This window comes from Embleya sp. NBC_00888, assembly GCF_045207655.1.
Lineage (GTDB): Bacteria > Actinomycetota > Actinomycetes > Streptomycetales > Streptomycetaceae > Embleya.
Genome location: NZ_CP108785.1, coordinates 1,133,240 through 1,159,213 on the forward strand (window position 1 = coordinate 1,133,240; position 25,974 = coordinate 1,159,213).

General features: G+C 70.4%; 22 protein-coding genes and 1 pseudogene. 9 read left to right on the plus strand and 14 right to left on the minus strand.

The genetic code is table 11. From position 1 onward, the window contains the following. Positions 1 to 39: 39 nt before the first annotated feature. From OG948_RS39155 to OG948_RS39165, 3 genes are all read left to right on the plus strand, one after another. Positions 40 to 1,269, plus strand: a complete 1,230-nt coding sequence (locus tag OG948_RS39155) for a lactate racemase domain-containing protein (protein ID WP_331769737.1) — start codon at positions 40 to 42, stop codon at positions 1,267 to 1,269. Beyond that, complete coding sequence (gene larC, locus OG948_RS39160; RefSeq protein WP_331769738.1) at positions 1,266 to 2,519, plus strand: nickel pincer cofactor biosynthesis protein LarC; 1,254 nt, start codon at positions 1,266 to 1,268, stop codon at positions 2,517 to 2,519. The genes OG948_RS39155 and larC overlap by 4 nt, the downstream gene beginning before the upstream one ends. A 231-nt stretch (positions 2,520 to 2,750) precedes the next feature. Beyond that, a complete protein-coding gene (locus OG948_RS39165) occupies positions 2,751 to 3,800 on the plus strand; it encodes a LacI family DNA-binding transcriptional regulator (RefSeq protein ID WP_331769739.1) in 1,050 nt (349 codons plus the stop codon). A gap of 153 nt (positions 3,801 to 3,953) precedes the next feature. On the opposite strand, the gene OG948_RS39170 is transcribed toward OG948_RS39165, so the two are convergent. The 8 genes from OG948_RS39170 to OG948_RS39205 all read right to left on the minus strand — a co-directional run bounded on the left by OG948_RS39170 (position 3,954) and on the right by OG948_RS39205 (position 13,266). Further along, on the minus strand, positions 3,954 to 4,601 hold the full coding sequence (locus OG948_RS39170; protein ID WP_331769740.1) for an SGNH/GDSL hydrolase family protein: 648 nt from the start codon (positions 4,599 to 4,601) through the stop codon (positions 3,954 to 3,956). Between the two features lie 65 nt (positions 4,602 to 4,666). Further along, on the minus strand, positions 4,667 to 5,515 hold the full coding sequence (locus tag OG948_RS39175; protein ID WP_331769741.1) for a TIM barrel protein: 849 nt from the start codon (positions 5,513 to 5,515) through the stop codon (positions 4,667 to 4,669). A gap of 162 nt (positions 5,516 to 5,677) precedes the next feature. Beyond that, positions 5,678 to 7,105 (minus strand): polysaccharide lyase 6 family protein, encoded by a 1,428-nt coding sequence (locus OG948_RS39180; protein ID WP_331769742.1) that lies wholly within the window; start codon positions 7,103 to 7,105, stop codon positions 5,678 to 5,680. Positions 7,106 to 7,139: 34 nt separating this feature from the next. Then, positions 7,140 to 8,573, minus strand: coding sequence for a polysaccharide lyase 6 family protein (locus OG948_RS39185; RefSeq protein WP_331769743.1), 1,434 nt, complete (start codon positions 8,571 to 8,573; stop codon positions 7,140 to 7,142). Between the two features lie 51 nt (positions 8,574 to 8,624). After that, entirely contained in the window at positions 8,625 to 10,001 is a 1,377-nt protein-coding gene (locus OG948_RS39190) for an alpha-L-fucosidase (protein WP_331769744.1), read from the minus strand. Between the two features lie 105 nt (positions 10,002 to 10,106). Further along, a complete protein-coding gene (locus tag OG948_RS39195; RefSeq protein WP_331769745.1) occupies positions 10,107 to 10,973 on the minus strand; it encodes a carbohydrate ABC transporter permease in 867 nt (288 codons plus the stop codon). Then, entirely contained in the window at positions 10,970 to 11,941 is a 972-nt protein-coding gene (locus OG948_RS39200) for a sugar ABC transporter permease (RefSeq protein WP_331769746.1), read from the minus strand. Before OG948_RS39200 ends, OG948_RS39195 begins: the two co-directional genes overlap by 4 nt. Continuing rightward, positions 11,938 to 13,266 carry a sugar ABC transporter substrate-binding protein gene (locus tag OG948_RS39205; RefSeq protein WP_331769747.1) on the minus strand — a complete coding sequence of 443 codons (1,329 nt, stop codon included), beginning with the start codon at positions 13,264 to 13,266 and terminating at the stop codon, positions 11,938 to 11,940. Before OG948_RS39205 ends, OG948_RS39200 begins: the two co-directional genes overlap by 4 nt. Positions 13,267 to 13,786: 520 nt before the next feature. Between OG948_RS39205 and OG948_RS39210 the strand changes: the two genes are divergently transcribed. The 5 genes from OG948_RS39210 (at position 13,787) to OG948_RS39230 (ending at position 20,177) form a co-directional block, all read left to right on the plus strand. Further along, positions 13,787 to 14,797: a hydroxyacid dehydrogenase gene (locus tag OG948_RS39210; RefSeq protein WP_331769748.1), complete on the plus strand. Its 1,011-nt coding sequence runs from the start codon at positions 13,787 to 13,789 to the stop codon at positions 14,795 to 14,797. A gap of 536 nt (positions 14,798 to 15,333) precedes the next feature. Then, positions 15,334 to 16,125, plus strand: coding sequence for an ABC transporter ATP-binding protein (locus tag OG948_RS39215; protein ID WP_331769749.1), 792 nt, complete (start codon positions 15,334 to 15,336; stop codon positions 16,123 to 16,125). A gap of 3 nt (positions 16,126 to 16,128) precedes the next feature. Beyond that, positions 16,129 to 18,087 carry an FtsX-like permease family protein gene (locus OG948_RS39220; protein ID WP_331769750.1) on the plus strand — a complete coding sequence of 653 codons (1,959 nt, stop codon included), beginning with the start codon at positions 16,129 to 16,131 and terminating at the stop codon, positions 18,085 to 18,087. 60 nt (positions 18,088 to 18,147) lie between these two features. Beyond that, the gene (locus OG948_RS39225) at positions 18,148 to 19,509 is read left to right on the plus strand and encodes a sensor domain-containing protein (RefSeq protein ID WP_331769751.1); all 1,362 of its coding nucleotides are present in this window, start codon (positions 18,148 to 18,150) and stop codon (positions 19,507 to 19,509) included. Continuing rightward, positions 19,506 to 20,177, plus strand: coding sequence for a response regulator transcription factor (locus OG948_RS39230; RefSeq protein WP_331773444.1), 672 nt, complete (start codon positions 19,506 to 19,508; stop codon positions 20,175 to 20,177). Before OG948_RS39225 ends, OG948_RS39230 begins: the two co-directional genes overlap by 4 nt. A 217-nt stretch (positions 20,178 to 20,394) precedes the next feature. Here the strand turns inward: OG948_RS39230 and OG948_RS39235 are convergent, their stop codons facing one another. From OG948_RS39235 to OG948_RS39245, 3 genes are all read right to left on the minus strand, one after another. Then, positions 20,395 to 21,693 (minus strand): penicillin-binding transpeptidase domain-containing protein, encoded by a 1,299-nt coding sequence (locus OG948_RS39235; protein WP_331769752.1) that lies wholly within the window; start codon positions 21,691 to 21,693, stop codon positions 20,395 to 20,397. Between the two features lie 329 nt (positions 21,694 to 22,022). Further along, positions 22,023 to 22,301, minus strand: a complete 279-nt coding sequence (locus OG948_RS39240; protein WP_331769753.1) for a hypothetical protein — start codon at positions 22,299 to 22,301, stop codon at positions 22,023 to 22,025. Between the two features lie 397 nt (positions 22,302 to 22,698). Then, positions 22,699 to 23,550: an alpha/beta hydrolase gene (locus OG948_RS39245; RefSeq protein WP_331769754.1), complete on the minus strand. Its 852-nt coding sequence runs from the start codon at positions 23,548 to 23,550 to the stop codon at positions 22,699 to 22,701. Between the two features lie 104 nt (positions 23,551 to 23,654). Between OG948_RS39245 and OG948_RS39250 the strand changes: the two genes are divergently transcribed. Then, positions 23,655 to 24,521, plus strand: a complete 867-nt coding sequence (locus OG948_RS39250) for a helix-turn-helix transcriptional regulator (protein WP_331769755.1) — start codon at positions 23,655 to 23,657, stop codon at positions 24,519 to 24,521. A 41-nt stretch (positions 24,522 to 24,562) separates the two neighbouring features. Here the strand turns inward: OG948_RS39250 and OG948_RS39255 are convergent. The 3 genes and pseudogenes from OG948_RS39255 to OG948_RS39265 form a co-directional block, all read right to left on the minus strand. Beyond that, positions 24,563 to 24,859 (minus strand): annotated as a pseudogene (locus OG948_RS39255) (DUF3291 domain-containing protein); the annotation flags it as partial. Next, positions 24,853 to 25,380: a nuclear transport factor 2 family protein gene (locus tag OG948_RS39260; protein WP_331769756.1), complete on the minus strand. Its 528-nt coding sequence runs from the start codon at positions 25,378 to 25,380 to the stop codon at positions 24,853 to 24,855. The gene OG948_RS39260 and the pseudogene OG948_RS39255, both read right to left, overlap by 7 nt. After that, positions 25,373 to 25,888, minus strand: a complete 516-nt coding sequence (locus OG948_RS39265; protein WP_331769757.1) for a nitroreductase family deazaflavin-dependent oxidoreductase — start codon at positions 25,886 to 25,888, stop codon at positions 25,373 to 25,375. The genes OG948_RS39260 and OG948_RS39265 overlap by 8 nt, the downstream gene beginning before the upstream one ends. Positions 25,889 to 25,974 lie beyond the last annotated feature (86 nt).

Here is a 25,974-nt window from a genome sequence, read left to right on the forward strand (position 1 = left end):
CACTTGCACCGCGTCGCACGCCATGGTCCTCTGGCCGCCATGACAGCACAGATCGGTGGGCCGGACGCCGTCCTCCCCGAGGCCCGGGTGCGAGCCTTCGTCGCCGAACAACTGGCCGACGAGGATCTCGACGGCCGGAGCGTATGCCTGGTGGTACCCGACGGCACCCGTAGTTGCCCGCTGCCGCTGCTGCTCGCCGCGGTGCACGAGGCGCTGTACGGCCGGGTCTCCCGGTTGACGGTGCTTGTCGCGTTGGGTACGCACGCGCCGATGGGCGAGGCCGAATTGGCCGCCCACATCCCGCCGCTGCCGGGCATGACCGTCCTCAACCACGAGTGGTGGAAGCCGTCGACGTTCGCCTCGGTCGGCACGATCGGCGCCGAGCGCGTGGCCGAGTTGTCCGGCGGGCTGCTGCGCCAAGAGGTCGACGTGCGCCTCAACCGGGCCGTCGTGGAGCACGACGTGGCCTTGATCGTCGGCCCGGTCTTCCCGCACGAGGTGGTCGGCTTCTCCGGCGGTGACAAGTACTTCTTCCCCGGCGTCGCGGGCGCCGACATCATCGACCTGTCGCACTGGCTCGGGGCCCTGATCACCAACGCGGAGATCATCGGAACGCGCGGCATCACCCCGGTCCGCGCGCTGATCCACGAGGCCGCCGCACTGATCCCGAGCCGCAGGCGCGCGCTGTGCGTCGTGGTCGAATCCGGCACCGGGGCGCTGCACTCGATGGCGTACGGGACCCCGGAGGCGGCCTGGTCGGCGGCGGCCGACGTGTCCGCGCAGGTCCACGTCCGCTACCTCGACGCCCCCGTGCGGCGGGTGCTGTCGGTGATCCCGGAGAAGTACGAGGACATCTGGACCGCGGCGAAGGGCTTCTACAAGCTCGAACCGGTCGTCGCGGACGGCGGCGAGGTCATCCTGTACGCGCCGCACGTGCGGACGATCTCCGCGATGCACCCGGAGATCGAGGAGATCGGCTACCACTGCCGCGACTACTTCACCAAGCAGTGGGACCGCTTCAAGCACCTGCACTGGGGCGTCCTGGCGCACTCCACACACCTGCGCGGCGCGGGTACCTACGACGAAGAGCGCGGCGAGCGCTGCCGGTTGACCGTCACCCTCGCGACCGGCATTCCCGAAGACGTCGTCCGCGGGGCGAACCTCGGCCATCTGGACCCCTCCGCGGTGGACCTCGCCGCGTTCGACGCCGACCCGGACACACTCGTCGTGCCGCAAGCCGGCGAGGTCCTGCATCGGTTGCGCCCATGAGGGCCGCGTGGGTCGACGCGTCCGCCGGCATCGCCGGGGACATGCTGCTCGCCGCCCTCGTCGACGGCGGGGCCGCGTTGAGCACCGTGCGTGCCGCGGTGGAGGCCGTGGTCCCCGGCGAGGTACGCCTCGCGCAAACACAGGTCACCCGCGCCGGTATGCGGGCGACGCGGATCCACGTGACGCCGAGCGACGACGACCACGCACACCGAACGTGGCGTGACGTACGCCGCCTCATCGAGCAGGCGCCCCTGGCCGATCCGGTCCGCGCGTCGGCACTCGCCGCCTTCGCCCGTCTCGCCGTCGCCGAGGCACACGTACACGGCACCACGACGGAAGAGGTGCACTTCCACGAGGTGGGTGCCTGGGACTCCATCGCCGACGTCGTCGGCGTCTGTGCCGCGCTGCACGACCTCGCCGTGACCGATCTGACCGCAGGTCCCGTGGCGTTGGGCGCCGGCCGCGTCACCACCGCGCACGGCGAACTTCCCGTCCCCGCCCCAGCGGTGGCCGAACTCGCCGCCGAGTGGCAGGTGTTCGCGGGCGGCGAGGGCGAACTCGCCACCCCCACCGGCATGGCGCTGCTCACCACCCTGGCCCGCGAGTGCTCCCCCCTGCCACACCTGCTTCTGGAGCGAACCGGCATCGGGGCCGGCAGCCGCGACACTCCCGGACGCCCCAACGTCACCCGCGTCTTCCTCGGCGCCCCGGCCCTTGCCACGACCCTCGACTCAGCCTTCGACGCCTCCGACGCCTCCGACGCCTCGGAAGCCGTCGTCCTGGAAACCAATGTCGACGACCTGGACCCGCGCGCGTGGCCCAGCGTCCTCACCTCCCTGATGGAGGCCGGCGCCTCGGACGCCTGGCTGACTCCCATCCTCATGAAGAAGGGCCGCCCCGCGCACACGCTCTCCGTCCTGTGCCCACCGCAAGGCGCCCAACCCCTCCGTGACGCCGTCTTCCGCCTCACCACCACCCTGGGCGTACGCGAACGGCCGGTCCGCAAAACCGAACTCCAACGAGGCTGGACCCACGTGGACGTCCTCGGCAGCCGCCTCCCCGTCAAGGTGGGCCACCGGTGCGGCAGAATCCTCCAGGCAACCCCCGAGTTCGCCCCCGCCGCCGCCCTCGCCGCCCGCCTCGGCCTTCCCGTCCACACCGTCCTCGCCGCCACCACCACCGCCGCCCAGCAAGCAGGCCTGACCTCCAGCGCCCCCACCCCGCACACGCTCGCCCCCGAACCCGCCTGAATCCGCGCCGCCGCGGGTACCTGTCGCACCCCTCGGCGGGGACCGCTGTTCGGGCAGCCGGGTGGCCCGCGGCGTAGCCGGTCGACGACGGCCACGCCGGGGTGCCGGCGTCGAAACGGAGTACAGTGCGCTGCCTCCCACCCATCCCATGGGCAGCCATAGGGTCGTCCGATGCCGGGTGTCGCCGCCCCAGACCCGCGGCATTCCCACGAGATACGGAAGTGAGATCGGGTGAGCGAGCGTGACGACGCGCCGACCGCCGCAACCGGCGGGAGCAAGGCACCGACGATCTACGACGTCGCCCGGGCCGCAGGGGTGGCCGCGTCCACCGTGTCCCGGGCGTTCGCCAGGCCGGGTCGGGTCAACGCGGCGACCGCGGAACGCATCCGGCGGGTGGCCGCGGAGCTCGGCTACCGCGTCAATCCGTTGGCGTCGGGACTGCCCACCGGCCGCACCTCGATGCTCGCGCTGGTGGTTTCCGACGTGACCAACCCGTTCTACGCCGAGATCATCCGGGGAGCCGAGTCCGCCGCCGCCGAGGCCGGCTTCGTCCTCCTGCTGATCGACGCCCAGGAGTCCGACCGGGTGGAACGCGCCAGTCTGGAAAGGGCGTTGCCCGCCGTGGAGGGACTCGTACTGGCGGGTACCCGACTGTCGGACTCGGCCATCCGCATGACTGCCAAGCAGCGGCCGGTGGTCGTCCTCAACCGGGACGTCGCCGACGTCCCCAGCATCACCCTCGACAACCCGCACGGCATGCTCGTGACCGCGGAACATCTGGCCCGGTTGGGTCATCGCACGGTGACCTACGTGGCCGGTCCGGAGGCCTCCTGGGCGGACGGGATGCGCTTGCGGAGCCTGCGCGAGGCGGCGACCGGGCTGGACATGCGGGTGCAGCGCGTGGGCCCGTTCGCGCCGACGGTCGCAGGCGGTCGCGAAGCCGCCGACGCGCTCCCCGAGGACCTGCCGACCGCCGTCGTGGCCTACAACGACCAACTGGCGATCGGGGCGATGCTCGCTCTCCAGGCACGCGGCGTGCGAGTTCCCGAGGACGTCAGCGTGGTCGGCTTCGACGACATCTTCCCGACCCGCATCGTCCGGCCCGGCCTGACCACCGTCGCCGCCCCGCTGCGCGCCCAGGGACGGGCTGCCGTCGACGCGCTGCTGTCCTCGCGCGGCAACCCGGCACCGCGCACCGGCAAGCCCATGACCCTGCCGGTAAAGCTGGTCGTCCGCGGCTCGACGACGCAGACTCGGCGCACCCGGCGTCCGAGCTCGTAAAGCGGTACGGGGTCGCGGACTTCGTCGACCACCGCTCCATCCGCAGCCGGCCCCGGAGGAGGGCCGGCCGGGCGGTGACCGCGCGCCGGGTCCAGGATCTGCCCGGACGCGAGCGCGCTTCCGACGCTCCGGTGATGGTGACCCACGGCGCTGCTACCGCCGTGCGTCCGGGGCCGTGGGAGCGACCTCGGCGAGCCAGGCGTCGGCGATCAGCCGATGCCCCAGAGGGCTCGGGTGGACGCCGTCCGGGGCCAGCTCCGCCGGCTCCCGGTCCTGCGCCGCGCGGGGCAGCACGAGGTCCGCGCGAACCACTTGGGCTCCGTTGTGCGCAGCGGCCCGCAGGACGGCGTCGGTACGCGGCGACAGGTCCTCGAACCAGCGTTCCTGGTCCGGCCCGACCGGAAGCAGGAACGGGGTGATGACGACCAGCCGTGCGGACAGCTTCCGCGCGGTGGCCGCGAGCAGGCGGTCGAGGCACGCCTCGAACTCGTCGACCGGACTGGGGAGGTTGCGGTCGTAGCGTCGCCAGGTGTCGTTGATGCCGATCTTGACCGTGACGACGGTGGGCCGGTGGTCCATGACGTCGGTGCTCCAGCGGGATTCCAGGTCGTACACGCGGTGGCCGTTGATACCCCTGTTGACGACGCGGGGGCCGGATCCGTCGTGCGCCCGCTCGCGCAGACTCCGCGCGATCTCGTGGACGTAACCCTCGCCGAGCGATGCGGGATCCGCACGGTCGCGGCCCGCGTCGGTGATGGAGTCGCCGATGAACACGAGCGTGTCGTCGTCGTCGAGATGCATGCCTGCCGTCCTGGCGTCTTGGTGGGTGGGCGGGCGACGGGACATCTCACTCGTGACCCGCCGGATCACGGTCGACCACGTCGGATCGAGGAGGCTTGTGCTGCGGCACGCCTCAGGGTCTCGGCCTCGCGCGCCAGCACCGCGGGGTCGTCGCCGGGTACGAACTCCAGGAGCGCCTCGACACCCCGGCCCGCCAACAGGCCGAGGGCCGCGGTCCACAGGTCCCGGCGGTCCGCCAGCGGCAGCCGGTTGTTGCCCGGCCACCACGAGAAGACATGCACGGCGGTGACCCGGTCGCCGAGTTCGACGAGCCCTGCCAGCGCCTGCTCGTCGGGGGTGTCCTGCGGCGGCTGCCAGTACGTGCGGACGTTGTCCGCGCCCACCTCGTCCAGCAGCCGGACGGTCGAGGCGACGGTGTCGGTGAGTGTTCCGCCGTGGAGCTCCGGCGCGAGCTCCAGGCCGTGGTCCGCGGCGATCCGGGCCGCCTCCCGCAGGCAGCGCACGGTTTCGCGCCGCTCGTCCGGCAGGGCGGACCGCGATCCGGTACCGCCCGCCCAGACCCGCACCCGGGGTGCCCCGAGCAGAACGGCGGCCCGGGCGACAGCGGGGAACGCGGCCGACTCGGCGGGAGTGGCGCGAAAGTACGAACCGTACGAGCAACAGACCAGCCCGTAGCGGTCGGAGACCTCACGGACCGCGCGGACCGCGCCGGGCTCCCCCGCGGGCGCGTGCACGTCCGCCCCCCACTCGATCACTTCCAGGCCCGCGTCGGCCGCGTGTCGCGCGACCTCGGCGGCGGGCAGCCGGCGGAAGGTGACCGAGCACAGGCCCAGACGGGTCTGCCGGGTATCCGGCCCGGCCTGCGGGCGGAACGGGGGGCGCTCCGCCGCGCTCCGGGTGCTCTCCTCGGTCATGGCCCTGCCTTCCTGCGGTCGGCCTGCGGATGGTCTGCGATCGCCCTGCGCGGATCCGACTCGGTCCGCCCGCACGAGGGTCGGGCGGACCGGATCGGATTGACCGGCGGGGTCGGGTGGACGGACCGGTCAGGTGTGCGGTGCCCCGTCACCGGTGGTCGCTCAGGGGGCGTTCGGGCCCACGTCCGCGGCGGTGAGGGGGTGCCGGAGTGCGGGCGTCGTCGCGTACTCGTCGGCACCGATGTCCCGTACGCTGCCGCGCTGGTCCCCGTCGATGTCGTCGGCCAGGACGATGCCACCCAGCGTGGCCGCGCCGATCGCCGGGCTGCTCGCCGTGAGCCGCAGAACACCGTCCGCGCCCTGACCGAGCCGGGGGTCGGCCCGGATGAAGCTTCCGGCGGGGATGTTGCCGTTGGCGGCCGCCCCCCACAGCAGGTTGCTCTGCCAGGTGAAGCCGGAGGTGGCTCCCATGGCGACCAGGCTGCCGGAGTCGCCGACCAGCAGGTTGTCGGCGATCGTCACGTCCTGCGGCTCGAACGCCCGCGTCTCGCCCGACAGCATGCCGGTGTTGTTGATCAGGGAGTTGTGCGCGATCACCGCGCGGTCGCAGGCGTCGTTGCCCCGCCGCTGGGTCTCCGTCTCACTCGGGGTGTGGTCACGGGTGCTGCCGCTGCCGACCACCAGGGCCCGGCCGGACAGCCCGCTGAGGTAGTTGTTCACGATCACATGGTCGTTGCCGTAGATCCGCACCCCGTCGATGCCGCCGATCAGGTAGTTGCCCTCCACCGTCGAACCGTTGCCGTGCCGCAGCACGATGCCGCCGCGGCTGTCGCGGATGGTGTTGTACCGGATGGTGTTGCCCGAGGACTTCACCGAGATCGCCTCGGGGTCGCCGTCGCAGCGCTCGAACAGGTTGTACTCCACCTTTCCGCCGGCGTCGGCCAGGGCCCGGCCGCTGACGCCGAAGCGGATGGGCTCGCCGCCGTTGTCCCCGGTGAAGCTGTGGTCGGAGAAGTGGTTGCGGAAGATCTGCACGTTCTGCGCCATGTCGGTCTTGCCGGGACCGTCGACGACGATGAAGATGCCCGTGGTGGTCTTGTTGTGGAAATGGTTCCGGTCGATCTTCGTGTCGTTCGCCCGTACGACGACCCAGTACGGATCGCCGCTGTCCGCGAACTGGAAGTCGTTGCGAGTCAGCCGGATCGCCGAGCAGGTCGTCGGGATCTCGAGCGTGGTGCTCTGCCGGAAGGCGAAGCCGCTGATGACGATGTTGCTCGAATTGCCGAGCACGAAGCCGCGTGCGCCCTGCAGCACCACACCGCCGCGCGTCTTGGACACGATGGTGATGGGTGCGGCGCTCGTGCCGTTCTTGCCGGAGACGTTGATCGAGCCGCCCGGGGGGACCGTGTAGGTTCCGTCGGCGACGACGATCCGGTCACCGGGCGCGGCGCCGTTGATCGCGCTCTGGAGCGCCGCGAGGGAGGCGACCGGGATATCGGCCGCCGACGCGCTGCCCGACAGCGAGGTGGTGAGGGGTACCGCGGCGAGTGCGGCCACGGCGGAGCCTTTGAGGAACGTGCGTCGTTGCATGGTGCCTCCTGGATCGAAGTGGGCGGGTGCGCGTTCAGTCGGCCCGGGGACCGACGTCGGCCGGGGTCAGGGGTCCGCGCCTCGGCGCCCGGCGGCAGTATTCGTGCGCGCCCACGTCCGGCGTCCTGGTGCGGGGCTGTCCGTCGATGTCGTGCGTGATGCGCGGCCGGCGCGGCGTGCCGGCGTCGATCGCGGGGCTGCCGGCGGCCGGACGGGCGATGCCGTACGCGTCCTTCACCAGCTTCGGGTCGACCCGGGTACCGCCGCCCGCGGGGATGTTGCCGTCCGCGGCGGCGCCCCACAGGAGATTGCCCGACCAGGTGAAGCGCATGGTGTTCGCCATCGCGACCAGTTGGCCCGTGTCCGCGACGAGCAGGTTGTCGGCGACGGTGACGTCGCGCGGCTCGTGCGGGCGCTGGCTCTCGCCGGAGATCGTGCCGCCGTTGTTCACCAGGGTGTTGTGCGCGATCAGGATGCGGTCGGGGGCGTCGTTGCCGCGGCGCGCCTCGGGCGTCTCGCCGGGCAGGTGATCGCGCTCCGATCCGCTGCCGATCACCAGGGCGCGCCCGGCCAGGCCGGAGAGGTGGTTGTTGACGATCACATGGTCGTTGCCATAGATCCGCACGCCTTCGGTGCCGTCGATGAAGTGGTTGGCCTCCACCCGGTTGCGGTTGCCGTGCCGCAGTACGATCCCGCCGAAACTGTTGCGGATGGTGTTGTACCGGATGGTGTTGTCCGAACTCTTCACCGAGATCGCCTCGGGGTCCCCGTTGGCCCGCTCGAACAGGTTGTACTCCACGATCGCGTGGGCGCTGGACAGGGCGCGGGGGCTGACGCCGAGCCGGATCGGTTCGCCGCCGTTGGAGCCGGTGAAGGTGTGGTCGGAGAAGTAGTTGCGGTACACGTGGACGCGCTGGGCCATTTCCTCGGTGTTCGCGCCCTCGATGCCGAGGTAGATGCCGAGGGTGCTCTTGCCGTGGAAGTGGTTGTGGTCGACCGTGCTGTCGTCCGCGCGCACCATCACCCAGTGCACGCCCTCGATGTCGGCCAGGTGGATGTCGTTGCGGGTGAGCCTGATGTGCGAGCAGTCCGGGGGTATGTCCAGCGTGTTCCGCTGCCGGAAGGAGAAGCCGTCGAGGGTGATGTGGCCGGACGCTTCGAAGACGAAGCTGTGCTCGCCTTCCAGGATGACGCCGCCCTGCGTCCGGGCCGCGATGGTGATGGGCGCGCGCCCGGTGCCCTGCTTGTTCCGAATGGTGAGCGGGCGGTCCGAGGGGACGGTGTAGGTCCCGTCGGCCACCACGATCCGGTCGCCGGGTCGTGCCCGGTCGATCGCGGCCTGGAACTCGTCCAATGTGCGGACGGTCTTCGGGGCCGCGCTCGCGCTCGCGGTCAGCGCTCCGCCGACGGGGGCGGCGGCAAGCGCCACCCCTGCCGCGGTACCCATGAGGAACGTGCGGCGTTGCATGGTGCCTCCGTGAGGATGTGGTGGAGGTACGGACCGTGTTCCGGCTTCCGATCAGCCGGCGGTCGGGGTGTCGCGGGTGGTGTCCCCGGCGTCCCGGGTTGCCTGGGCGTCCAGGAACAGTTCGATGACCGGTACGGGGGTGTCCGGGCGCCCGACCGGGATCTGGAGCGTCAGCGTTCCGGCGGGCTGGCCGCCCATCTCGGTGTTGACCGCGGGCCGGTCCGGGTCGATGTGGACCGGGATGATCTCGGACGCGTCGTTGAGCAGTTGGGCGTAGCGCACCCGGCCGGCCAGGCCCGGCAGGTGCAGGTGACGCATCGGCCAGGCGAACAGGTGCACGTAGAGCCGGTCGCCGCGTTGGGTGTACCGGCATTCGGCGGGGGCGGTGTACGAGGAGGGGCCGCAGTCGCGAATCGACCGCTCGTGCAGCTGCATCCACCGACCGATCTCGTCGAGGATCGCGGTGTCGCGCGGGTCGAGCGCGCCACGACCGTCGGGCCCCACGTTGAGCAGCAGGTTGCCGCCCTTGGACACCCCGTCGACGAGCATGCGGATCAGCAGGTCGGGGCTCTTGTGGTCCCGGTTGTCCCGGTCGTAGCCCCAACTGCCGTTGAGCGTCTGGCAGGCTTCCCACACCACGGGTCGCCCGTTCTCGGTCATCGGACCGGACGGCTGGTACTGCTCGGGGGTGACGAAGTCCCCGGGAAGGCCGGTCCGGTCGTTGACGAGGACGTGCGGTTGCAGTTCGCGAATCGTCCGCAGGAGCTGCGGGGAGTCCCAGTCGTCGGGTCCCTTGCCGCCCCACCAGGAGCGCTCGGCATACGAGAAGTCGAAGAACAGGTAGTCGATCCGTCCGAACGAGGTCAGCAGTTCGCGGACCTGGCCGTGCAGATAGCGCTGGTACTCGCGGATGTCCCGGTCGGCGTTGGCGGCCTTGAACGCCTCGTCGTCGCGCTGCGGGTGGGTGCCGTCCACGGGGAAGGACGGATGGTGCCAGTCGATCAGCGAGTGGTAGAGGCCGACCTTGAGCCCCTCGGCGCGGCACGCCTCGACGAACGGCCCCACGAGGTCACGGCCGTACGGGGTGTTGGTGACCTTGTACTCGGTGAGGGCGCTGTCCCACAGGCAGAAGCCGTCGTGGTGCTTGGTGGTGAGCACGACGTACCGCATGCCCGCGGCCTTGGCCGCCCTGGCCCACTCGGCGGGGTCGTAGCGATCGGGGTCGAAGTGGTCGAAGTACACCTGGTACTGCTCGTCGGTCAGTTCCTCGCGGTTCTTCACCCACTCGTGCCGTGCGGCGAGGGAGTACAGACCCCAGTGCACGAACATGCCGAACCGGGCGGTGGTGAACCAGTTCGTCTCCGGGCCTGCCTCGGGATCCGGGGTCGCGGACGGATGCGCCTGCGGGGTGTCAGCGCTCGCGGTCATGGGGAATCGCTCTTTCTCGTCGGCCGTCGGCGCGCGGTGGCTTTTCGGTGCGCGTCGGGCTGGTCGTACGGGAGGGGGTGGGGGCGGAGCCGACGGGTGTGCGGGTCAGCCCTTCAGCGCCCCGGAGGACAGACCGCTGACGAAGGACCGCTGGAAGAACAGGAAGACGATCACAGAGGGCAGCAGGGCCAACAGGGAGGCGGCCATCACCACTCCGGGGGTCACGGCCGGGTCGATCCGCAGGGTCCGCAGCGCCAGCGGCAGCGTGTACGAGGACGAGTCGGTGGCCACGAGCAGGGGCAGCAGGTACTGGTCCCAGATCATCGTGAAGCCGAAGACCCCGATGACGCCGAGCGCGGGCTTGCACATCGGCAGGATGATCTGGGCGAAGATCCGGAAGTCCCCGGCGCCGTCGATGCGCGCCGCCTCCTCGAGTTCGCGCGGCACGTCCTTCATGAACTCGGTCATCACCAGGATGGAGAATCCCCAGGCGCCCAGCGGGACGATCATGCCGGCGAGGGTGCCGATGAGGTTGAAGTGCACGACCGGCAGGTCGGAAAGAATGACGGACAGCGGGAGGGCCAGGATCTCCTCGGGCAGCATCAGCGTCGCCAGGATGGCGACGAGCGCCAGCGTCATTCCCGGGAAGACCTTCCTGGCCAGCGCGTATCCGGCCAGGACGGAGACGGACACCTGGAGCAGCAGCCCGAAGCCGACGACGAAGAAGGAGTTCAGCAGATACTTGAGCACCCCCTGGTCGAAGGCTATGTCGAAGTTCTCCAACGTGAAGCCCGAGGGCACGATGCTCAGCTGCGTCGGGTCCTTGATGTCGCCGAAGGCGCCGACGAGCAGGGCCAGCAGCGGACCCGCGAACATGGTCAGGACCAGGAGGTAGACGACGGCCTTCAGAATCCGTCCGCCGATGCTGCGGCTCTCGGTCAGGCCCAGCGCGGTTTCGGTCGACTCGCTCACTTGCTCTCCCTCCGCCGCAGCAGTTGGACGATGACGGTCAGGATCAGCGTCGCGACGAACAGCAGGACCGCTCCCGCCGCACCGACACCGAGCCGGTTCTGCTCGAGCCCGAGCTTGTAGATGAGGGTCATGACGACCTCGGTGGAGCCGTTGGGCCCGCCGTTGGTCAGCAGGAACACCTCGGTGAACACGCGTAGTCCGCGAATCGCGGCGAGGATGAACAGGATCGAGAACACCGAACGCAGCCCGGGCACCGTCACGTGCCGCACCCGCTGCCACCGGGAGGCACCGTCGACCCTGGCCGCCTCGTACAGACCGCGGTCCACACTCGTCAGACCGGCGAGGAAGATCATCATGTCGTAGGGGGCGCCGCGCCAGATGCCGGTGACCATGATGGAGGCCATCGAGGTGTCGGGGTCGTTGATGAACCCCGACGGGCCCATTCCCGCCAGAGCGAGAATGGAGTTGAGCATGCCGTCGCCGGTCGGGTGGTACATGATCCGCCACAGTTCGGCGACGACCGCCATCGGCACCACCACCGGAAGGAACGCGGCGGAGCGCACGAATCCCAGTCGACGGCTCTGCCCCTCCATCAGCAGGGCCAGTGCGAAGCCGAGCGCCATCGCGCCGAAGGTCTGGCCGACGGCGAGGACGATCGTGTGCCATACGGCCTCGCGGAACCCGTGGGACTGCAACACCGTGCTGTAGTTGTCGGTGCCGACCCACCGGTTTCCCAGGTAGGGCTGAACCTCCTGGAAGGACATGGTCACCGCGTTGACCATGGGGATGAACTTGAAGTACAGGGAGAGGATCAGCGCCGGGGCGAGGAACAGCCAGGGCGTCCACCACCGGCCTCCTCTGCGGCCGCGCACCCGGCGGTCGGCGGCCCCGCCGCCCCGGCGGCCCACTTTTCGCGGGGCGGGGCCGGCCGCCGGCAGGGCGCCCGGCTCCGCCTGGTCGAGGCTCATGACGCGGCGATCCCCTGCTCCTTGAGGATGTCGGCGAGCTGCTTGTCGAGCTCACGCATCTTGGCGTTGATGTCGAGGCCGCAGTCCGCCATCAGCGCGTTCACCGCGTCCGCCGTCACCTGCCGCACCGGCGTCCAGTTCGGGATGGCGGGCGCGTACCGCCCGGAGTCCTGGTACGCCTGGGCGTAGGTCTTCCAGCGCGGGTCGGGGCGGATCTGGGAGATGTCCACGGTGGTGTTGACGGGAATCTGCACGGTGTAGCCGGTGGTGCCCTCCATCCCCTTCTTCTGCCCTTCGACGGAAACCGCGAAGCCGGCGAAGGCGTCCTGGCCGGCCCGGTTGTCGGAGCCGGCCATCAGGTAGATGGAGCTGCCCTCGGCGAGGACGGTGGCGTCCTTCGGCCCCTTGGGCATCGGCACGACCTCGTACTTGTCCGCGCCGAGGGACTTGTCGAAGCGGGGCAGCAGGTACGGGCCGACGACGTACATGCCGGCTTTGCCCGCCTCGAACGTCTCGTTCGTCGGCGGGGTGTCCATGGTCACGGCGCCGGGCTGGATGGCCTTGGCCTTGCACCCCAGGTCGCGGAACCACTGCATGGCCTGCACGGACGCAGTGGTGGTCATCGCCGGCTTGTACTTGCCCTTCCCCGCCTCGGTGATGAAGTCGCCGCCCGCGGCCCAGAGGAAGTTGGAGAAGTACCAGGAGGCGTAGCCGCGCTTGGTGGACAGCGGGGCGGCGAGCCCGGCGGTGTTGTTCTTGCCGTCACCGTCGGGGTCCTGGGTGGTGAACGCGGCGGCCATCGCGGCGAAGTCGTCCCAGGTCCGCGGGACGTCGAGCTTCAGCTTCTCGCGCCAGTCCTTGCGGATCAGCAACGCGGACGCCTGCGCGGAAAACGGGAGTCCGTACTGCTTGCCGTCCAGGCTCTTCCCGGACTCCAGCCCCTGTCCGATAATCTGCTTGTTGTCCTTGATCTTGCCCAGGTCGATCTCCCGGAGCAGACCTTGGCTGTGCATGGTTCCGATCTGCGTCACGTCGTTCATGACGATGTCGGGAAGCTTCTTCTGGGCGGCCCGCTGCTGCAGTTTGGTCTCGAAGTCGTCGAAGATGGCCGTGACCTCGACCTTGAAGCCCGTGGCCTTCTCGAAGGCGGCGGCGAGTTCCAGCGCGCCCTTCTCCCCCGGTCCGCCCGGCGTCGTCCTGGTCCAGAGCTCGAGGGGCGCCTTGGAGTCCTGCTTGGCATCCACTCCCGCAGGCCCGGATGTACAGCTGGTGAGGATCAGTGCCGAGGCGAGAGCCCCTACCCCGATCCATCGCGATCTCTGCATGACAACTCCTGTTTCAGCCGCATCACATGGCCTGGAAAGCGCTTGCCAGGACGGTAACCGGGTCCGATTCAAACGGTCAATAGTCCGATGAATACAAAAGATTTGGCGACCGACGAGAGTGCTCATCCGGCGCACTCCCGCACCCCTCCCAGGCGATCCGACGGACGGGATCGACGACCCGAGACCGATAGATCGGCTCTTACTCGGGCAACTTGGTCATCGGCGGGAACGGCCCTTCCCCCCAGGGCGCGTCTCCCTCTCCACAACAGCCACCCGAACAGAGAAGATCGGGCATCCAAGGTCACGGCGATGACATTTCAATGATCCGATGTATGGTTCCTGCGAGCTACGGGCCGGACAACGCACAGGCCACACCGATCCGCGACGTTCGGTCGGACGCTTGCCACCACCTCCGAGCAGGGACCGCCGACCGACCGGCCGACGGTCCACATCCGAGCAGGAACCGCCGACCGTCCGGCCGACGGTCGACCACCGAACAGGCCGAGGAGAGCACCCCGACATGAACGAACCGGCCACCGCACCGACAGCCCTGTTGGTCATGGAGGAAGAACGCCGGGCCGACGTCTACCCGCCCGAAGTACTGGCCGAGATCGGCCGGCTCGTGCACTGGCAGGGACCGCCCCTCACCCGGCGCGAGCTCGACGCGGACCCCGATGTGCTGCGGACCGTCGACCTTCTGCTCACGGGCTGGGGCGCGCCCGTCCTCGATGGCCCCCTCCTGTCACATGCCCCTCGGCTGCGGGCCGTTCTCGTCGCGGCGGGATCCGTCCGGCACCTGACCACACCCGCCTTCTGGGAGCGCGACATCCCGATCGTCTCCGCCGCCGCGGCCAATGCCGTTCCGGTGGCGGAGTTCACCCTCGCCCATGTCCTCCTCGGACTGAAGCAGGCCCACCGCATCGAGCGGGAGATGGCGCAGAGCCGCCGCTTCCCCACCGATCCCGACGTCCCGGGCGCCTATCGGTCACGGGTTGGCCTGTTGGGACTCGGGCACATCGGCCGGCTCGTCGCCGGCCACCTCGCCCGCTTCGACGTCGAGGTCCTCGCCGCGGACCCCGTCGCCTCCCCGGACACCGCCGAGCGCGCGGGAGTCCGGCTGATCTCCACCGAGGAACTCTTCGCCACCTGTCACGTCGTCAGCCTCCACGCACCGCTTCTGCCCGAGACCCGCGGCTCGATCGGGGCACGACTGCTGAACTCCATGGGGCTCGGCGCGACACTGATCAACACCGCGCGGGGCGCGCTGATCGACGAGACCGCCGCCGCGCAGGTCCTGCGCGCCAGGCCCGACCTCACCGCCGTACTCGACGTAACGCACCCCGAACCCCCCGCCCCCGACTCGCCACTGTTCACCCTCCCCAACGTCGTCCTGACACCCCACCTGGCCGGCGCCCTGGGCGCCGAACGTCACCGCCTCGGACAGCTCGTGCTCGACGAACTCCGCCTCCTCACCCGGAACCGGCCGCTCCGGCACGCCATCGACCCCGCCCGCGCCGCCTCGCTCGCCTGACACCACCAGGCACTGCCGACCAGGCTCCCTTCCTCGGCAACTCCGATCGGCGACGTCACGCAAGATCATGCTGTACCGCGTGCCAGGGTCCGGGCAAGACCGCTCGGCACCCGCTTCCACCAGCTCACGTCCACGGGCGTCACGTAACCGAAACGTGAGTGAGCGGTCGGCGAGAGCTGCGAGATTCCGGGGCCGCGGCAACCACCTCTCGGCCCCGAATCCACCCTGCGGACCGTCGGACCGCCGCAGTGAGCTCCCGGCGGGCCGGGGTCGCCGACACCCGGCTGCCGCGGCCGGCGCGCGGAACGGCGACCCGCGCGAAGCGGTCTTCCCATCGACGCCGTCGGCGGGCTGCGTTTCGCCCCCGGACGGTTCGAGCCGACCGCCCCGGCCGCGAACCGTGCGGCGAAGTCCCGGGTATGCCTGGGCATACCCGGGATCCGGTTGCCTCCCGGCGTGTTCCGCGACCGACATGCTGGTGGACTCGTCCCACCGCTCGGCGAGGTCCGCAGGGCGGCGAAAGGAAGTCGCCGACCATGGGCGGTAATACACAGTGGAAGCCGGACCGGCCCGAGGCGGCGTGCGCCGCCGGGCCGCGTCCCGACCCGGTGGTGGTACGGCTCGACCGGGCGGTCAAGACGTACGGCGTCGGTTCCGCACAGGTGCGAGCCCTCGACGGAGTGGATCTCTCGCTCGCGGCCGGGACCTGGACCGCGGTGATGGGACCGTCGGGATCGGGCAAGTCGACGCTGTTGCACTGCGCCGCGGGGCTGGACACCCTCGACGCCGGACGTGTGGCCCTGTGCGGCGAGGACATCACCGGGGCCGACGATCGCCGACTGACGCGACTGCGGCGCGGAACGGTCGGTTTCGTGTTCCAGAACTTCAATCTGGTCGCCTCGTTGTCCGCGGAGCAGAACGTCGCGCTTCCGCTGCGCCTGGCCGGTGCCGGAGTCCGTCGCGAACGGGTACGCGGTGCGCTCGCCGAGGTGGGCCTGGCGGACCGTGGGCGGCACAAGCCCCGGGAATTGTCCGGCGGGCAGCAACAACGCGTGGCGATAGCCCGTGCGATGGTCACACGCCCCGCCGTGTTGTTCGCCGACGAGCCCACGGGCGCGCTGGATTCGACGTCGGCGCGCGCGGTGTTGGCGCTGTTGCGGGCCATGGTCGACGGGGCGGGTCAGAGCATCGTGATGGTCACCCACGACCCGATGGCCGCGTCGGCGGCCGACGCCGTGCTGTTCCTGAGCGACGGCCGCGTGGTGGACCGCCTGGAACGGCCGTCCGCGAACCGGGTCGCCGAGCGTCTCGCGTCGTTGGAGGTGTGAGCCGTGTTCACCTTGTCGCTGAGCACCGTGCGCGAGCGTTGGCAGTTGTTCGTCGGGGCGCTGGTGGCGATCGCCCTGGGTGTCGCGCTGGTGCAGTCGTCGCTGCTCGTCCTGATGTCCACGTCGGACCCTCGCATCCCCGCCGACCTGCCGCGCGCCGAGCGTGAGGAGATGCGCGAAGGTTTCGTCGGCGCCGCGATGCTGATGGGCCTTCAGGTGCCGTTGGTGGTCTTTCTCGCGGTTTTCGTGGTCGGCTCCACCTGTGCGTTCGCCGTCGCGCAACGCCGCCGTGACCTGGCGCTGTTGCGGGTGCTGGGGGCCGCGCGGGGACGGGTGCGCAGGCTGCTGACCGCCGAGGCCCTGCTGCTGGGTGTCGTCGGCGCGCTGTTCGGGGCGCCGCTGGGCCTGGTCACGACATGGGCGCAGACGCGCTTGCTGGAACACGTGGGCTTCGTGCCGCCCGGCTTCTCCCCCCGCTACTGGGACTGGGGGGCCGTGTCGGTGGCCGCGGTCACGGGAGCGGGCATGGCACTTCTCGGCTCGTGGAACGCCGGCCGGCGCGCGGGGCGGGTGCGGCCGCTGGAGGCGATCCACGACACCGGCGCCGCGTCACGGGTCATGTCCACAGGCCGATGGATCATCGGCACGGTGGCCCTGGCGTTGTCGGCGTTGTTGGTCGCGGGAGGACAGGCGTCCGACATGATCGGCGCGGTGACGATCGCGATGGTGCCGGCCGTCGTCGGCGCTGTCGCGCTGTCGGCGCTCAGCCCACTCGTGGTGCCGCTGGTGGCCCGGCTGTTCGGCCTGTTGCTGCGGCGCAGCGCCCTGGGAGCGCTCGCCGAGGCCAACCTTCGCGACGGGGTCCGCCGCAACGCCTCCGTGGCGGCGCCGTTGATCGTGCTGGTGTCGCTGATCCTCGGCCTGTCGGGCGCGTTGGGCGTGCTGTCCCGCTCGATCGGGGAGGAGCAGGCACGCCTGACCCACGGCGACCTGGTGGTGTCCTCGACCGGGGCCCGGGCGGCCGAACTCGCCGGCGTTCCCGGGGTCGCGGACGTCGCGACGCAGATCTCCGTACCGGTTTCGGTGACCGCCCGCGTCCTTCGCGACGGAGCCAAGGCGCGCGGCCGGCACACGTTCGACCGGCGTGTGGTGGCCGTCGACGGCCTGCCATACGCACGGGCCAGGTTGCTCGTGCCGACCGCGGGATCGCTCGCGGACCTGCACGGACCAACCGTCGCCGTGGGGCCGGCGGTGCGGGCGGAGGGTTTCTCGGGGCCACGTGTCGGCGATTCGGTGACCGTGGAGGTCGAAGGCCACGAGTTCGCCCTGCGTGTCGTCGCGGTCCTGCCCGAGACCCTCGACATCGGTGAGGAGTTCCTGATCTCGAAGGACGCTCTTCCCGCCGACCTGCTGGCGGCCTCGCCCGGCGAGTCGATCGTCAAGGTCGCCGAAGGCGCCTCGGCGCGCGAGGTCGCGCGGCGGATCTCGGCATCGAGGATCGGCGACGTGAGCACGGTGGCACAGTGGACCGCCGCCAAGGCCGACGCGCAACAGGAGGGCAACGACAAGATCTTCGCGGTGCTGCTCGGTCTCGCCGGCCTGTACGCGCTGATCGGGGTCGTGAACGCCCTGGTGATCGCCACCACCGAGCGCCGCGCCGAGTTCGCGGTCGCCCGGCTGAGCGGTCTCGAACGACCCCAGGTCGTCCGCATGGCCTTGATCGAGGCTTGGGCGGTGACCTCGATCGGGATCCTGCTCGGTGGCCTCGTCGCCGCCGGGGGCATGGCAGGCATGGCCAAGAGCACGGCCCAGGCGACCGGAACACCGATCGTCGTCGTGCCGTGGGCCATGCTGAGCGTCACCGTACTGGGCGCCTTCGCCGTTACCGGGGTGGCCGGGATCTGGACCGCGCGCACGACCACCCGCGGACGCCCGGCGGAACTCGCCGCCGCGCGGACGTGAGCCCTCCGGGCCGTACCGTGTCCTGCGAACCCACCTCGAGGTCGCCCGAAGGAGGCACACGTGACATCGCCGACGACCACACCGACCGTCCGAAAGTTGTTGATCGCCGGTTGGCTCTGGCGTTGCCCCGTGTACGTGGCGACCGGTCTCGTGGTGGGTCTGCCGGCGCTGGCACTGTTCGGGGCGATCGCAACGCCGTGGATCACGGCCGCGTTCGCCCTCGGGGACCGCGATCCCGGACTCGCGGCCGTCCTGCTCGTGGCGGGCCTGCCCGCGGTCGCCCTGGCGCCGCTCGCCGCCGCGCCCGTGGCCGCGCTGGAGCGCAGACGTCTGCGCGTCGTACGTCTGTCGCCGATATCGGACCCCGCCCCGGCCGCCCGGAACGCATCCTCGCCCGCTCCGGGGGCGGCGCGCCTCCGCGAGTGTTACGCGGGGGCCCGGGCGGGGCGCGATGTGGGTTGTGCCGTCCTCGTGGCCGTGGTCGGATCGACCCTGGGGACATTCGCGGTGGTCTGGGCCGTCGTGTCCGTCTCACTGGCCTTCGCGCCGGTGATCGTCGCGATCAGCAGTGGCCCGGTCGCTCTGCTGATCGGGCGCGCCGAAACGGTGGCCGACGCCCTCCCGTACTCCCTCGCGGGCATCGCCGCGTTGCTCGTCGGCGCGTACGCCCTCTCCGTGCTCGCGCTGGCACACGCCCGCGTCACCCGGGCGCTCCTGCACCGCGGTCACCGGGAACACCTCGCCACGCGCCTCGTCGAGGTCACCCGCTCCCGCTCCCGGCTCGCGGATGCCTTCGCGGCGGAACGGCGCCGCATCGAACGCGATCTCCACGACGGCGCACAGCAGCAACTGCTCGGCCTCAGCCTGCAACTGGGCCTGGCCAGGCTCGATCTGCCACCGGACACGCCGGCCGGCCAGGCGGTGGCCCGCGCCCACGAGCAAGCCAAGGACCTCATGGTCGCACTGCGCGAACTCATCCGCGGTATCCATCCTCAGGTGCTGACCGAACGCGGGCTCGCCGCCGCGCTGCACGAACTCGCCGAATGTTGTCCCCTGCCCGTGGGCACCGACATCGACCTCCCCGAACGACCATCGCAAGCGGTGGAGACCGCCGCGTACTTCGCCGCCGCCGAGGCCCTCGCCAACACCCTCAAACACAGCGGCGCCGACCGCGCCGACATCACCGCGCGGCTGACCGACGGCATGCTGACGATCGACATCCGCGACAACGGACGCGGCGGCGCCCGCTACGGCACCGGCCTGATCGGACTCGCCGACCGCGTCGGAGTCACCGACGGCACCATCCGACTGTCCAGCCCGCCGGGCGGACCGACCCTCGTCCGCGTGGAGATCCCATGCTCGCCGCCAACAACGACCACATCGACACCGCGACTGGCGGCAACGACGCCGAACGCGGGATGATCCCCCTGCGGGTGATCCTCGCCGAAGACGCCGTCCTGTTGCGCGCGGGGCTCGCGGAACTTCTCGAACGCTTCGGATTCCAGGTCACCGCGGTCCCCGACGGGGCGACCCTCAAGGACGCCGTACGCCAGGACGCGCCGGACCTGGTGATCACCGACGTGCGCATGCCGCCCGCGTTCACCGACGAGGGCCTGCACGCGGCCCTGGAACTGCGCGAGGAGATCCCGGACCTGCCCGTGGTCGTCCTGAGCCAGTACATCGAACCCGACGGCGCGGCCGAACTGCTGGCCACCGGCCGAGGCCGAGCCATCGGCTACCTCCTCAAGGACCGCATCGTCGACGTCGCGGACTTCGTCGCGACCTTGCGCCGCGTCGCCGCCGGCGGCGCGGCCGTCGACCCGCAAGTCGTCACCCGCCTCCTGCGCCGCCGCCCCGACCCGGTCTCCGCCCTCTCCCCCCGCGAACAACAAGTGCTGTCCCTGATCGCCCAAGGACTCTCCAACGCCGCGATCATGCGCGAACTCGCCGTCTCCGAACCGGCCGTCGGCAAACACGTGCGCAACATCTTCGCCAAACTCGGCCTCCCGCCGGGCAACGACACCCATCGGCGGGTCCTGGCCGTGTTGACGTATCTGCGGGTCGGCGACCCGGGGGACGGAACCCGATAGGGCGTCGGGGCACCCGCCCGGCCATCGGCTCCGGCACACGAGACAGCGCGGACGACCGCGGCGATCACGAGCAGACGGCACGACCGCGGTGCGCTCGACATCGGGGGCGACGCCGTTGATGACCTGGCGGGTTCACGTGGCGGCCCTGTGCGCGAGGGTGATCCCGGCGACGCCGACGAACAGCGCTCGCTCCGGTGGCGGATCGCTTCGCCCGTGATCACCGAGTGGGAGCCACCGCCGTCAGGAAGTCGCGGATGATGGGGCCGGCAGCACCGGAGCCCGACGCACCGCCCTCGACGTAGACGGCTGCCGCGATGTTGCCGCGAAAGGCGACCATCCAGCCGTTGGTGGCGTCACCGACCTCGGCGGTTCCGGTCTTGGCACCGACACCGGACATGCCGCGGAAGACGTCCTTGGCCGCGCCGGTGGTGGCGCAGTCGATCATCATGGTCCTGATGGAGCTGCTGACGCCATTCGGAAGCTTGGCCTTGACGGTATGGACATCCATGCCGCGTTCGAGAATCGGTTGATGGAACTCGCCCGTGACGGCGGTGGCTACGACGGAGGCCATGGTCAGGGGGTTCATCTTCAACCCGCCCTGCCCGATCATCTGGGCGGCCTTGTCGTTCTCGCCGGCCGCGGCGGGAACCACGCCGTCCACGGTGCCCTGTCCGGCGGCAACCTTCCAGGCGTTGCTGTTGAGCCCGAAGTACTTGGTGGAGAAGTCGGCGAGTTCGCGATCCCCGATCTTCCCGCGCAGGTCGATGAGCGCGGTGTTGCACGAGCGGGAGAAGACTTCGCGGAACGTTGCCTTCGGTATGGACATGCCGCCGACGTTGTGGAAGTTCTGACCGTTGACCGTGGAGTTCGCCGGGCACGGAGCACTCGCGTTCGGCGACACCACGCCCTTGCTCAGCAGCAACGACGACGTCACGATTTTGAACGTCGAACCGGGAGCGACCGCGCCCGACATACCCGCCTGTCGATGCACCGTCGATACGATCTCCCCGTTGCGCATGTCGAGCGCCACCAGGGAAGCGGCCGAGTTCTGCCCGACAGCCCGCACGGCGGAGTCCTGGAGCGCGGGGACGAGCGTGGACGATCCCGGTCCCGAGGTGGGCGGGGCCGAGGACGGCCGCATCGTAGGCGCCGACGAGGGCACGGTCGGGGGCGGCGCCGAGGAAACGGCCGCCGGTGCGCTCCTGTCGGGGGTCTTCGAGGCCGCCACCGTTCCTTTGTCGTCGGACAGCACGCCACAACCGGTAGCCAGCGTGGTCAGCACGACGCCCACGGCCGCCACGCCACACGGGCGAAATCTGTGGGTCCATCCGTGGCGCCGCCGGTCAATGATGATCATGCCGCCCAGTACAGCGGAGAAAATCTCGCCGGTCCAAGACAAGTATCGACCTGAAAGCGATAGGGAATTGGCTATCACACCTGGTCGTAGCCCCGGTGTGAGGTGGGTTCTGTCTCCGGGCGTCGAACGCGGCAACGCGGACCCGGTCTGCGCGATCATCGCCTTGGTCGGCCCGGGTGTCGCGGTGTGGAGCGGGCGAATGGCCCCGTGCCGCCATGGGTGTGCAGGTGGCCGACACGGCGGCTTTGGGCGCCCGTCCGGCGGATCGGGTCACCGTGGACGAGACGCGGGAACAAGCCCGGCTGCCGGGGCCGAAGGGCCGGGCCATCGATGTTCGCTTCGAGTTGCGCGGTACCCCGGCGCACAACGCCGCCGGCGCCGACCCCTCCTGCTCGCCTTCCTGGAGGGACGCAAGCCCCAGGACCCGGCGCTGGTACGGATGTCCCTCGTTCGTGGAGTGGGGTCGGGGCGTCGAGCGGCGACCGCGGTCAGATTCCCGTGACGACCAGGAAGCCCGCGACGGCCACACAAACGATCGCCGTCGGGTCCCGCCGCATCCGCGCCGGTGTGGTGGTGACCGCGGCGCGCCTGCCCGGTGCCTCCAACCAGAGGTAGGCGAGAAATCCGACGCCCGTGGCGAGCGACAGCACGACCCAGTGGATCCGGCGCCTGTAGTGGGTCGGTCTGCGGCCGAGCATGACGCAGAAAACAGCGAACGTGTCGTCACAGGCGGCTCCGTGCTCGTGCCGACGCGAATGAAAGTCCATCGGGAGGCTACCGACGCGACGACCACCTCCCGCACGCAGCCCCATGTGTGCGGCACCGCGTGACGGCGGACACGTCGAGACCGCGTTCGACGGGTGGAGCAAGGACGTACAGCCGGGACGGGAGTATGGATCACCGGCACCGGAAGGCCACGGGCGGAACTCCCCGCCGAGCGGATCGTCGCTGGACGCGCTCGGAATGCGATGGTGAGCAGGGCGCGGGAATCGGCCGAGGCGACCGGGCGCTCCGTTTCGGTACTTCGTTCCGGCGGGTGGACTCACCGCGTTGGGGACTGTTCTCCCACGACAACATCAGGGGAGGCGGCCGAGGGGTGCATGCCCACGTTCTCCCGACCTTGACGGTGCTTCTTCGCGATGTCGGGGAGCCGGACGCGTCGCCTCAGGAATCGAGCACCGCGCGGATCCGTGCCGCGGTTCCGCGCGGGCGGAAGACGTATCCGTTGTGGCCGCCGGGAAACGTCTCCAGGCGTGTCCCCAGTTCGCCGGCGAGCATCGCGGCGCACGTGTGCGGCCAGAGGTGGCCCGAGTTCTCACCGGCGGCGGGCACGACACGGGCGGATGAGCCCTTGAGCGCGGCCACGTCGAGGACGTGCGCCCTGATGGCCGGCATGTCGTGCGTGAGGAGGATTTCCGCGTTCCGCAGGTGGTCGGGCCCGGGAGCGCGTGTTGGGACGTCGGGCTCGCAGTCGCTCGGGTCGATGTCGATGTCGGCCGCGAACCTGCGCATCGCCGGGGCCGGGCCCCGCGCCCTGAAGGTCTCCTCGACGGTGAGCAGCTGCCCGAGGGCGAGGGCGCGCCCGGGTTCCGGCAGCAGCTGCGTGACGGGCGGTTCGTGCGCGACGACCGCCGCGACCTGCCCGGCGTGCCTGACGGTCAGCTCCAGCGAGATCAGGGCGCCGATGCTGGTGCCGTAGACGAGTGCGGGTTCCGGGGTGAGGGTGGAGAGCAGGCGGGAGACGTCGTCGGCGTGCGTGGCGAGCGTCGTCGCGGGGGCGTCGGTGGTGCTCCCCGACAGGCCGCGCCGGTCGTAGGTGAGGACGGTGTACCGGTCGGCGAGGTGGCGCGCGAGCGGTTCGTTCGCGTCGACACCGTGGTGGCCCCCGGCGACGAGCAGGAGCAGGGGGCCCTCGCCGCGGACGGCGTAGCGCAGTCGCGCGCCCGGCACTTCCAGCACGGATTCCTTCATGGTGCGACCACCGATCCTCTCGTCGGACAGGCCTTGGACGGCCATGTGCCGATCGTGCCGCCGTCGCCGGCACCGCGAAAGCGGAGTGCTTGCCCTAGGACCGGCGGTCCCGGGATGCGCTTTCCGGACACCGATATGGTGAGAGGGACATGACTCCGAACCGTCCCGACCTCGCCGATTTCCTGCGCCGCTCCCGGGAGCGGCTGACGCCGCGCGACGTCGGGCTCGTCGAAGGGCCGAGGCGGCGGACCCCGGGCCTGCGTCGCGAGGAGGTCGCGATGCTCGCCGGGATGTCGGCCGACTACTGCATGCGGCTCGAACAGGGCCGCGGCCCGCAGCCCTCGGTCCAGGTGCTCGCCGCGCTGACGGGCGCGCTGCGGCTGACCGAGGACGAGCGGGACCACCTGTACCTGCTCGCCGGGCACCGCCCGCCGGAGGGCGCGCGGGCCGGGGAGTACCTGCGGCCGGGCCTGCGGTACCTCCTCGACCGCCTGGAGGGCGTGCCCGTGCAGGTGGTGAGCGATCTGGGCGACCTGCTGGCGCAGAACGACCTGGCACTCGCGCTGTTCGGGTGCGTGTGCACGGTCGCCGAACAGGACCGCAACATCGTGCTCGGCTGGTTCACCGACCCCGGCGTCCGCGGTCACTTCGCGGTCGAGGAACACGAGGAGCAGGCCCGGCAGTTGGTCGCCGACCTGCGGGCCGCGACGACCCGTCGCGGCGACGACGAGGCGTCCCGCTCGCTGGTGACGCGGCTCCGGGCCGCGAGTCCGGAATTCACCGCGTTGTGGGACCGGCACGAGGTCGCCGTGCGCAGGTCGCACCCGTACCGGCTCGTGCATCCCGACCTGGGCAGGATCGACCTGGACTGCGAAGTACTGGCGACGCCCGCGGCGGACCAGCGCCTGCGGATCTTCACCCCTCCGCCCGGTAACACCACGGTGCTGGACGAGTTGCGCGTGCTCGGCCCGCAGCACCGGCACGACACCCACACGACGGACGTGACCGCACCGTAGGTCCCGGGAACGCCGGTACCGGTTGCGGGGCTCCATCAAACTCAGAACAGCTCACCGATGCCTTTGAGTTCGGTCGGGTTTCCGGCTGGATCGTATGAGTGGTGAAAGGTGAAGCCGAACGGTGCGTGGCCGTGGTCGTGGAGGTGTTCCAGTCTGGTGACCCCGTCCCGCCAGGTGGGTATCACCCCGTCGGTGACCCACCAGAACACATAACCCGGGTGCCCCGTTCTCTCGAACCAGTCGTAACGCCTGTTGAGCGCCGCGCGGTGCGGACCGGTGTAAACAGAGTCGAAGGCGGATCGCAGGCCGGTCCAGAGTGAGAGGGTCGCGATCAGCGCCGGGTTATTTTCCAGTCCGCGTCCGTGCGGCGGAGAGTGTCCTGATAGGTGCCGCCGAGGATGTACTGTCCGCTGCCGGTCGCTTCAGCGCGCACGTGCTGGGCGATGAAGGTGGCGTGGGTGGTGGCCGTATCCACGTCGACGGTGACTCGGAGATTGCCCACGAGATGGTGGGTAGCGTCAAGCGGTTCGAGGAACGCTTTGGTTCCCGCGATGATCGCCTCACGGCCGGCGACATGGGCGTTGACGTAGTCGCCTTCGGCTTCCGGGGCATAGCGGGTCGCGAGCAGATCCCAGTCGCGGGTATCCATGGCGTGCGCGAGTGTGTGGATCACCTCTGTGATGGCGGACTTGTCCAACAGTTCTTGAACGGGACCGGATTCTGCGGAGAATGTCATGCCGGTTGCTCCTTGGAAACGAGCGCGCGTCGGCGCTCCATGACGGCAGCTCGAGGCCGACCGCCGGGTTTCTTGGTGGGTTGGATCGTGTTGAGTCGGGGGAACGGCGTAAGCCCTATCCATCTACGCGCTCCAGCACGACAACGGGGATCTGCCTGCCCGCAGTTGCCTCGAACTCGGCGAACTTCGGGACGAGCGCCACCTCCTTCGCCCACAGTTGCTCACGCTCTTCTCCCTGTGCGAGCCGGGCCATGGCCGGCACGGTCCGTGTGCCCACCTCGACGGTGACCCGCGGGTTCGCCATGAGGTTGCGGACCCATGCCGGATCACGCGGACTGCCGCCGTGGGTTCCGAAGACGGCCCAGCCGTTGTCGACCGGCTGGAAGAACAACGGGTTGATCCGCTTGCGCCCGCTCCTGGCCCCGATGTTGTGCACCAGGATGAGCGGCATGCCTCGTTCGTCGAAGCCGGGCATCCGGGGCGGGACGGGGCGGCCCGCGGCGAACTCCGCCTCGCTGCTCCAGGCCACATACCCGGTGTTTGCCCGGAACTCGGCGATGATCCGCTCGTTCCAGGTGTTGCCGTCCGGCACGGCGACATCGTTCGCGCTGGTCGTGGACGGGTCGGACATGGCTTCCCCCTCGTTATCCGGAGCACGTGCTCCTCAAAGTAGCACGCGAGGAGCACGTGCTCCGGATAAGCGGTAGGCTCGACCCC

Excerpts from the sequence above, each read along its gene's own strand:
- OG948_RS39170 (WP_331769740.1), bottom strand. The coding sequence starts at position 4,601 with ATGCATCTCGACGACGACGACACGCTCGTGTTCATCGGCGACTCCATC.
- OG948_RS39175 (WP_331769741.1), bottom strand. The coding sequence starts at position 5,515 with ATGACCGAGGAGAGCACCCGGAGCGCGGCGGAGCGCCCCCCGTTCCGC.
- OG948_RS39190 (WP_331769744.1), bottom strand. The coding sequence starts at position 10,001 with ATGACCGCGAGCGCTGACACCCCGCAGGCGCATCCGTCCGCGACCCCG.
- OG948_RS39240 (WP_331769753.1), bottom strand. The coding sequence starts at position 22,301 with ATGGACTTTCATTCGCGTCGGCACGAGCACGGAGCCGCCTGTGACGAC.
- OG948_RS39215 (WP_331769749.1), top strand. The coding sequence starts at position 15,334 with ATGGGCGGTAATACACAGTGGAAGCCGGACCGGCCCGAGGCGGCGTGC.
- OG948_RS39200 (WP_331769746.1), bottom strand. The coding sequence starts at position 11,941 with ATGAGCCTCGACCAGGCGGAGCCGGGCGCCCTGCCGGCGGCCGGCCCC.
- OG948_RS39265 (WP_331769757.1), bottom strand. The coding sequence starts at position 25,888 with ATGTCCGACCCGTCCACGACCAGCGCGAACGATGTCGCCGTGCCGGAC.
- OG948_RS39230 (WP_331773444.1), top strand. The coding sequence starts at position 19,506 with ATGATCCCCCTGCGGGTGATCCTCGCCGAAGACGCCGTCCTGTTGCGC.
- OG948_RS39210 (WP_331769748.1), top strand. The coding sequence starts at position 13,787 with ATGAACGAACCGGCCACCGCACCGACAGCCCTGTTGGTCATGGAGGAA.
- OG948_RS39250 (WP_331769755.1), top strand. The coding sequence starts at position 23,655 with ATGACTCCGAACCGTCCCGACCTCGCCGATTTCCTGCGCCGCTCCCGG.
- larC (WP_331769738.1), top strand. The coding sequence starts at position 1,266 with ATGAGGGCCGCGTGGGTCGACGCGTCCGCCGGCATCGCCGGGGACATG.
- OG948_RS39260 (WP_331769756.1), bottom strand. The coding sequence starts at position 25,380 with ATGGATAGGGCTTACGCCGTTCCCCCGACTCAACACGATCCAACCCAC.
- OG948_RS39155 (WP_331769737.1), top strand. The coding sequence starts at position 40 with ATGACAGCACAGATCGGTGGGCCGGACGCCGTCCTCCCCGAGGCCCGG.
- OG948_RS39180 (WP_331769742.1), bottom strand. The coding sequence starts at position 7,105 with ATGCAACGACGCACGTTCCTCAAAGGCTCCGCCGTGGCCGCACTCGCC.
- OG948_RS39235 (WP_331769752.1), bottom strand. The coding sequence starts at position 21,693 with ATGATCGCGCAGACCGGGTCCGCGTTGCCGCGTTCGACGCCCGGAGAC.
- OG948_RS39205 (WP_331769747.1), bottom strand. The coding sequence starts at position 13,266 with ATGCAGAGATCGCGATGGATCGGGGTAGGGGCTCTCGCCTCGGCACTG.
- OG948_RS39245 (WP_331769754.1), bottom strand. The coding sequence starts at position 23,550 with ATGGCCGTCCAAGGCCTGTCCGACGAGAGGATCGGTGGTCGCACCATG.
- OG948_RS39185 (WP_331769743.1), bottom strand. The coding sequence starts at position 8,573 with ATGCAACGCCGCACGTTCCTCATGGGTACCGCGGCAGGGGTGGCGCTT.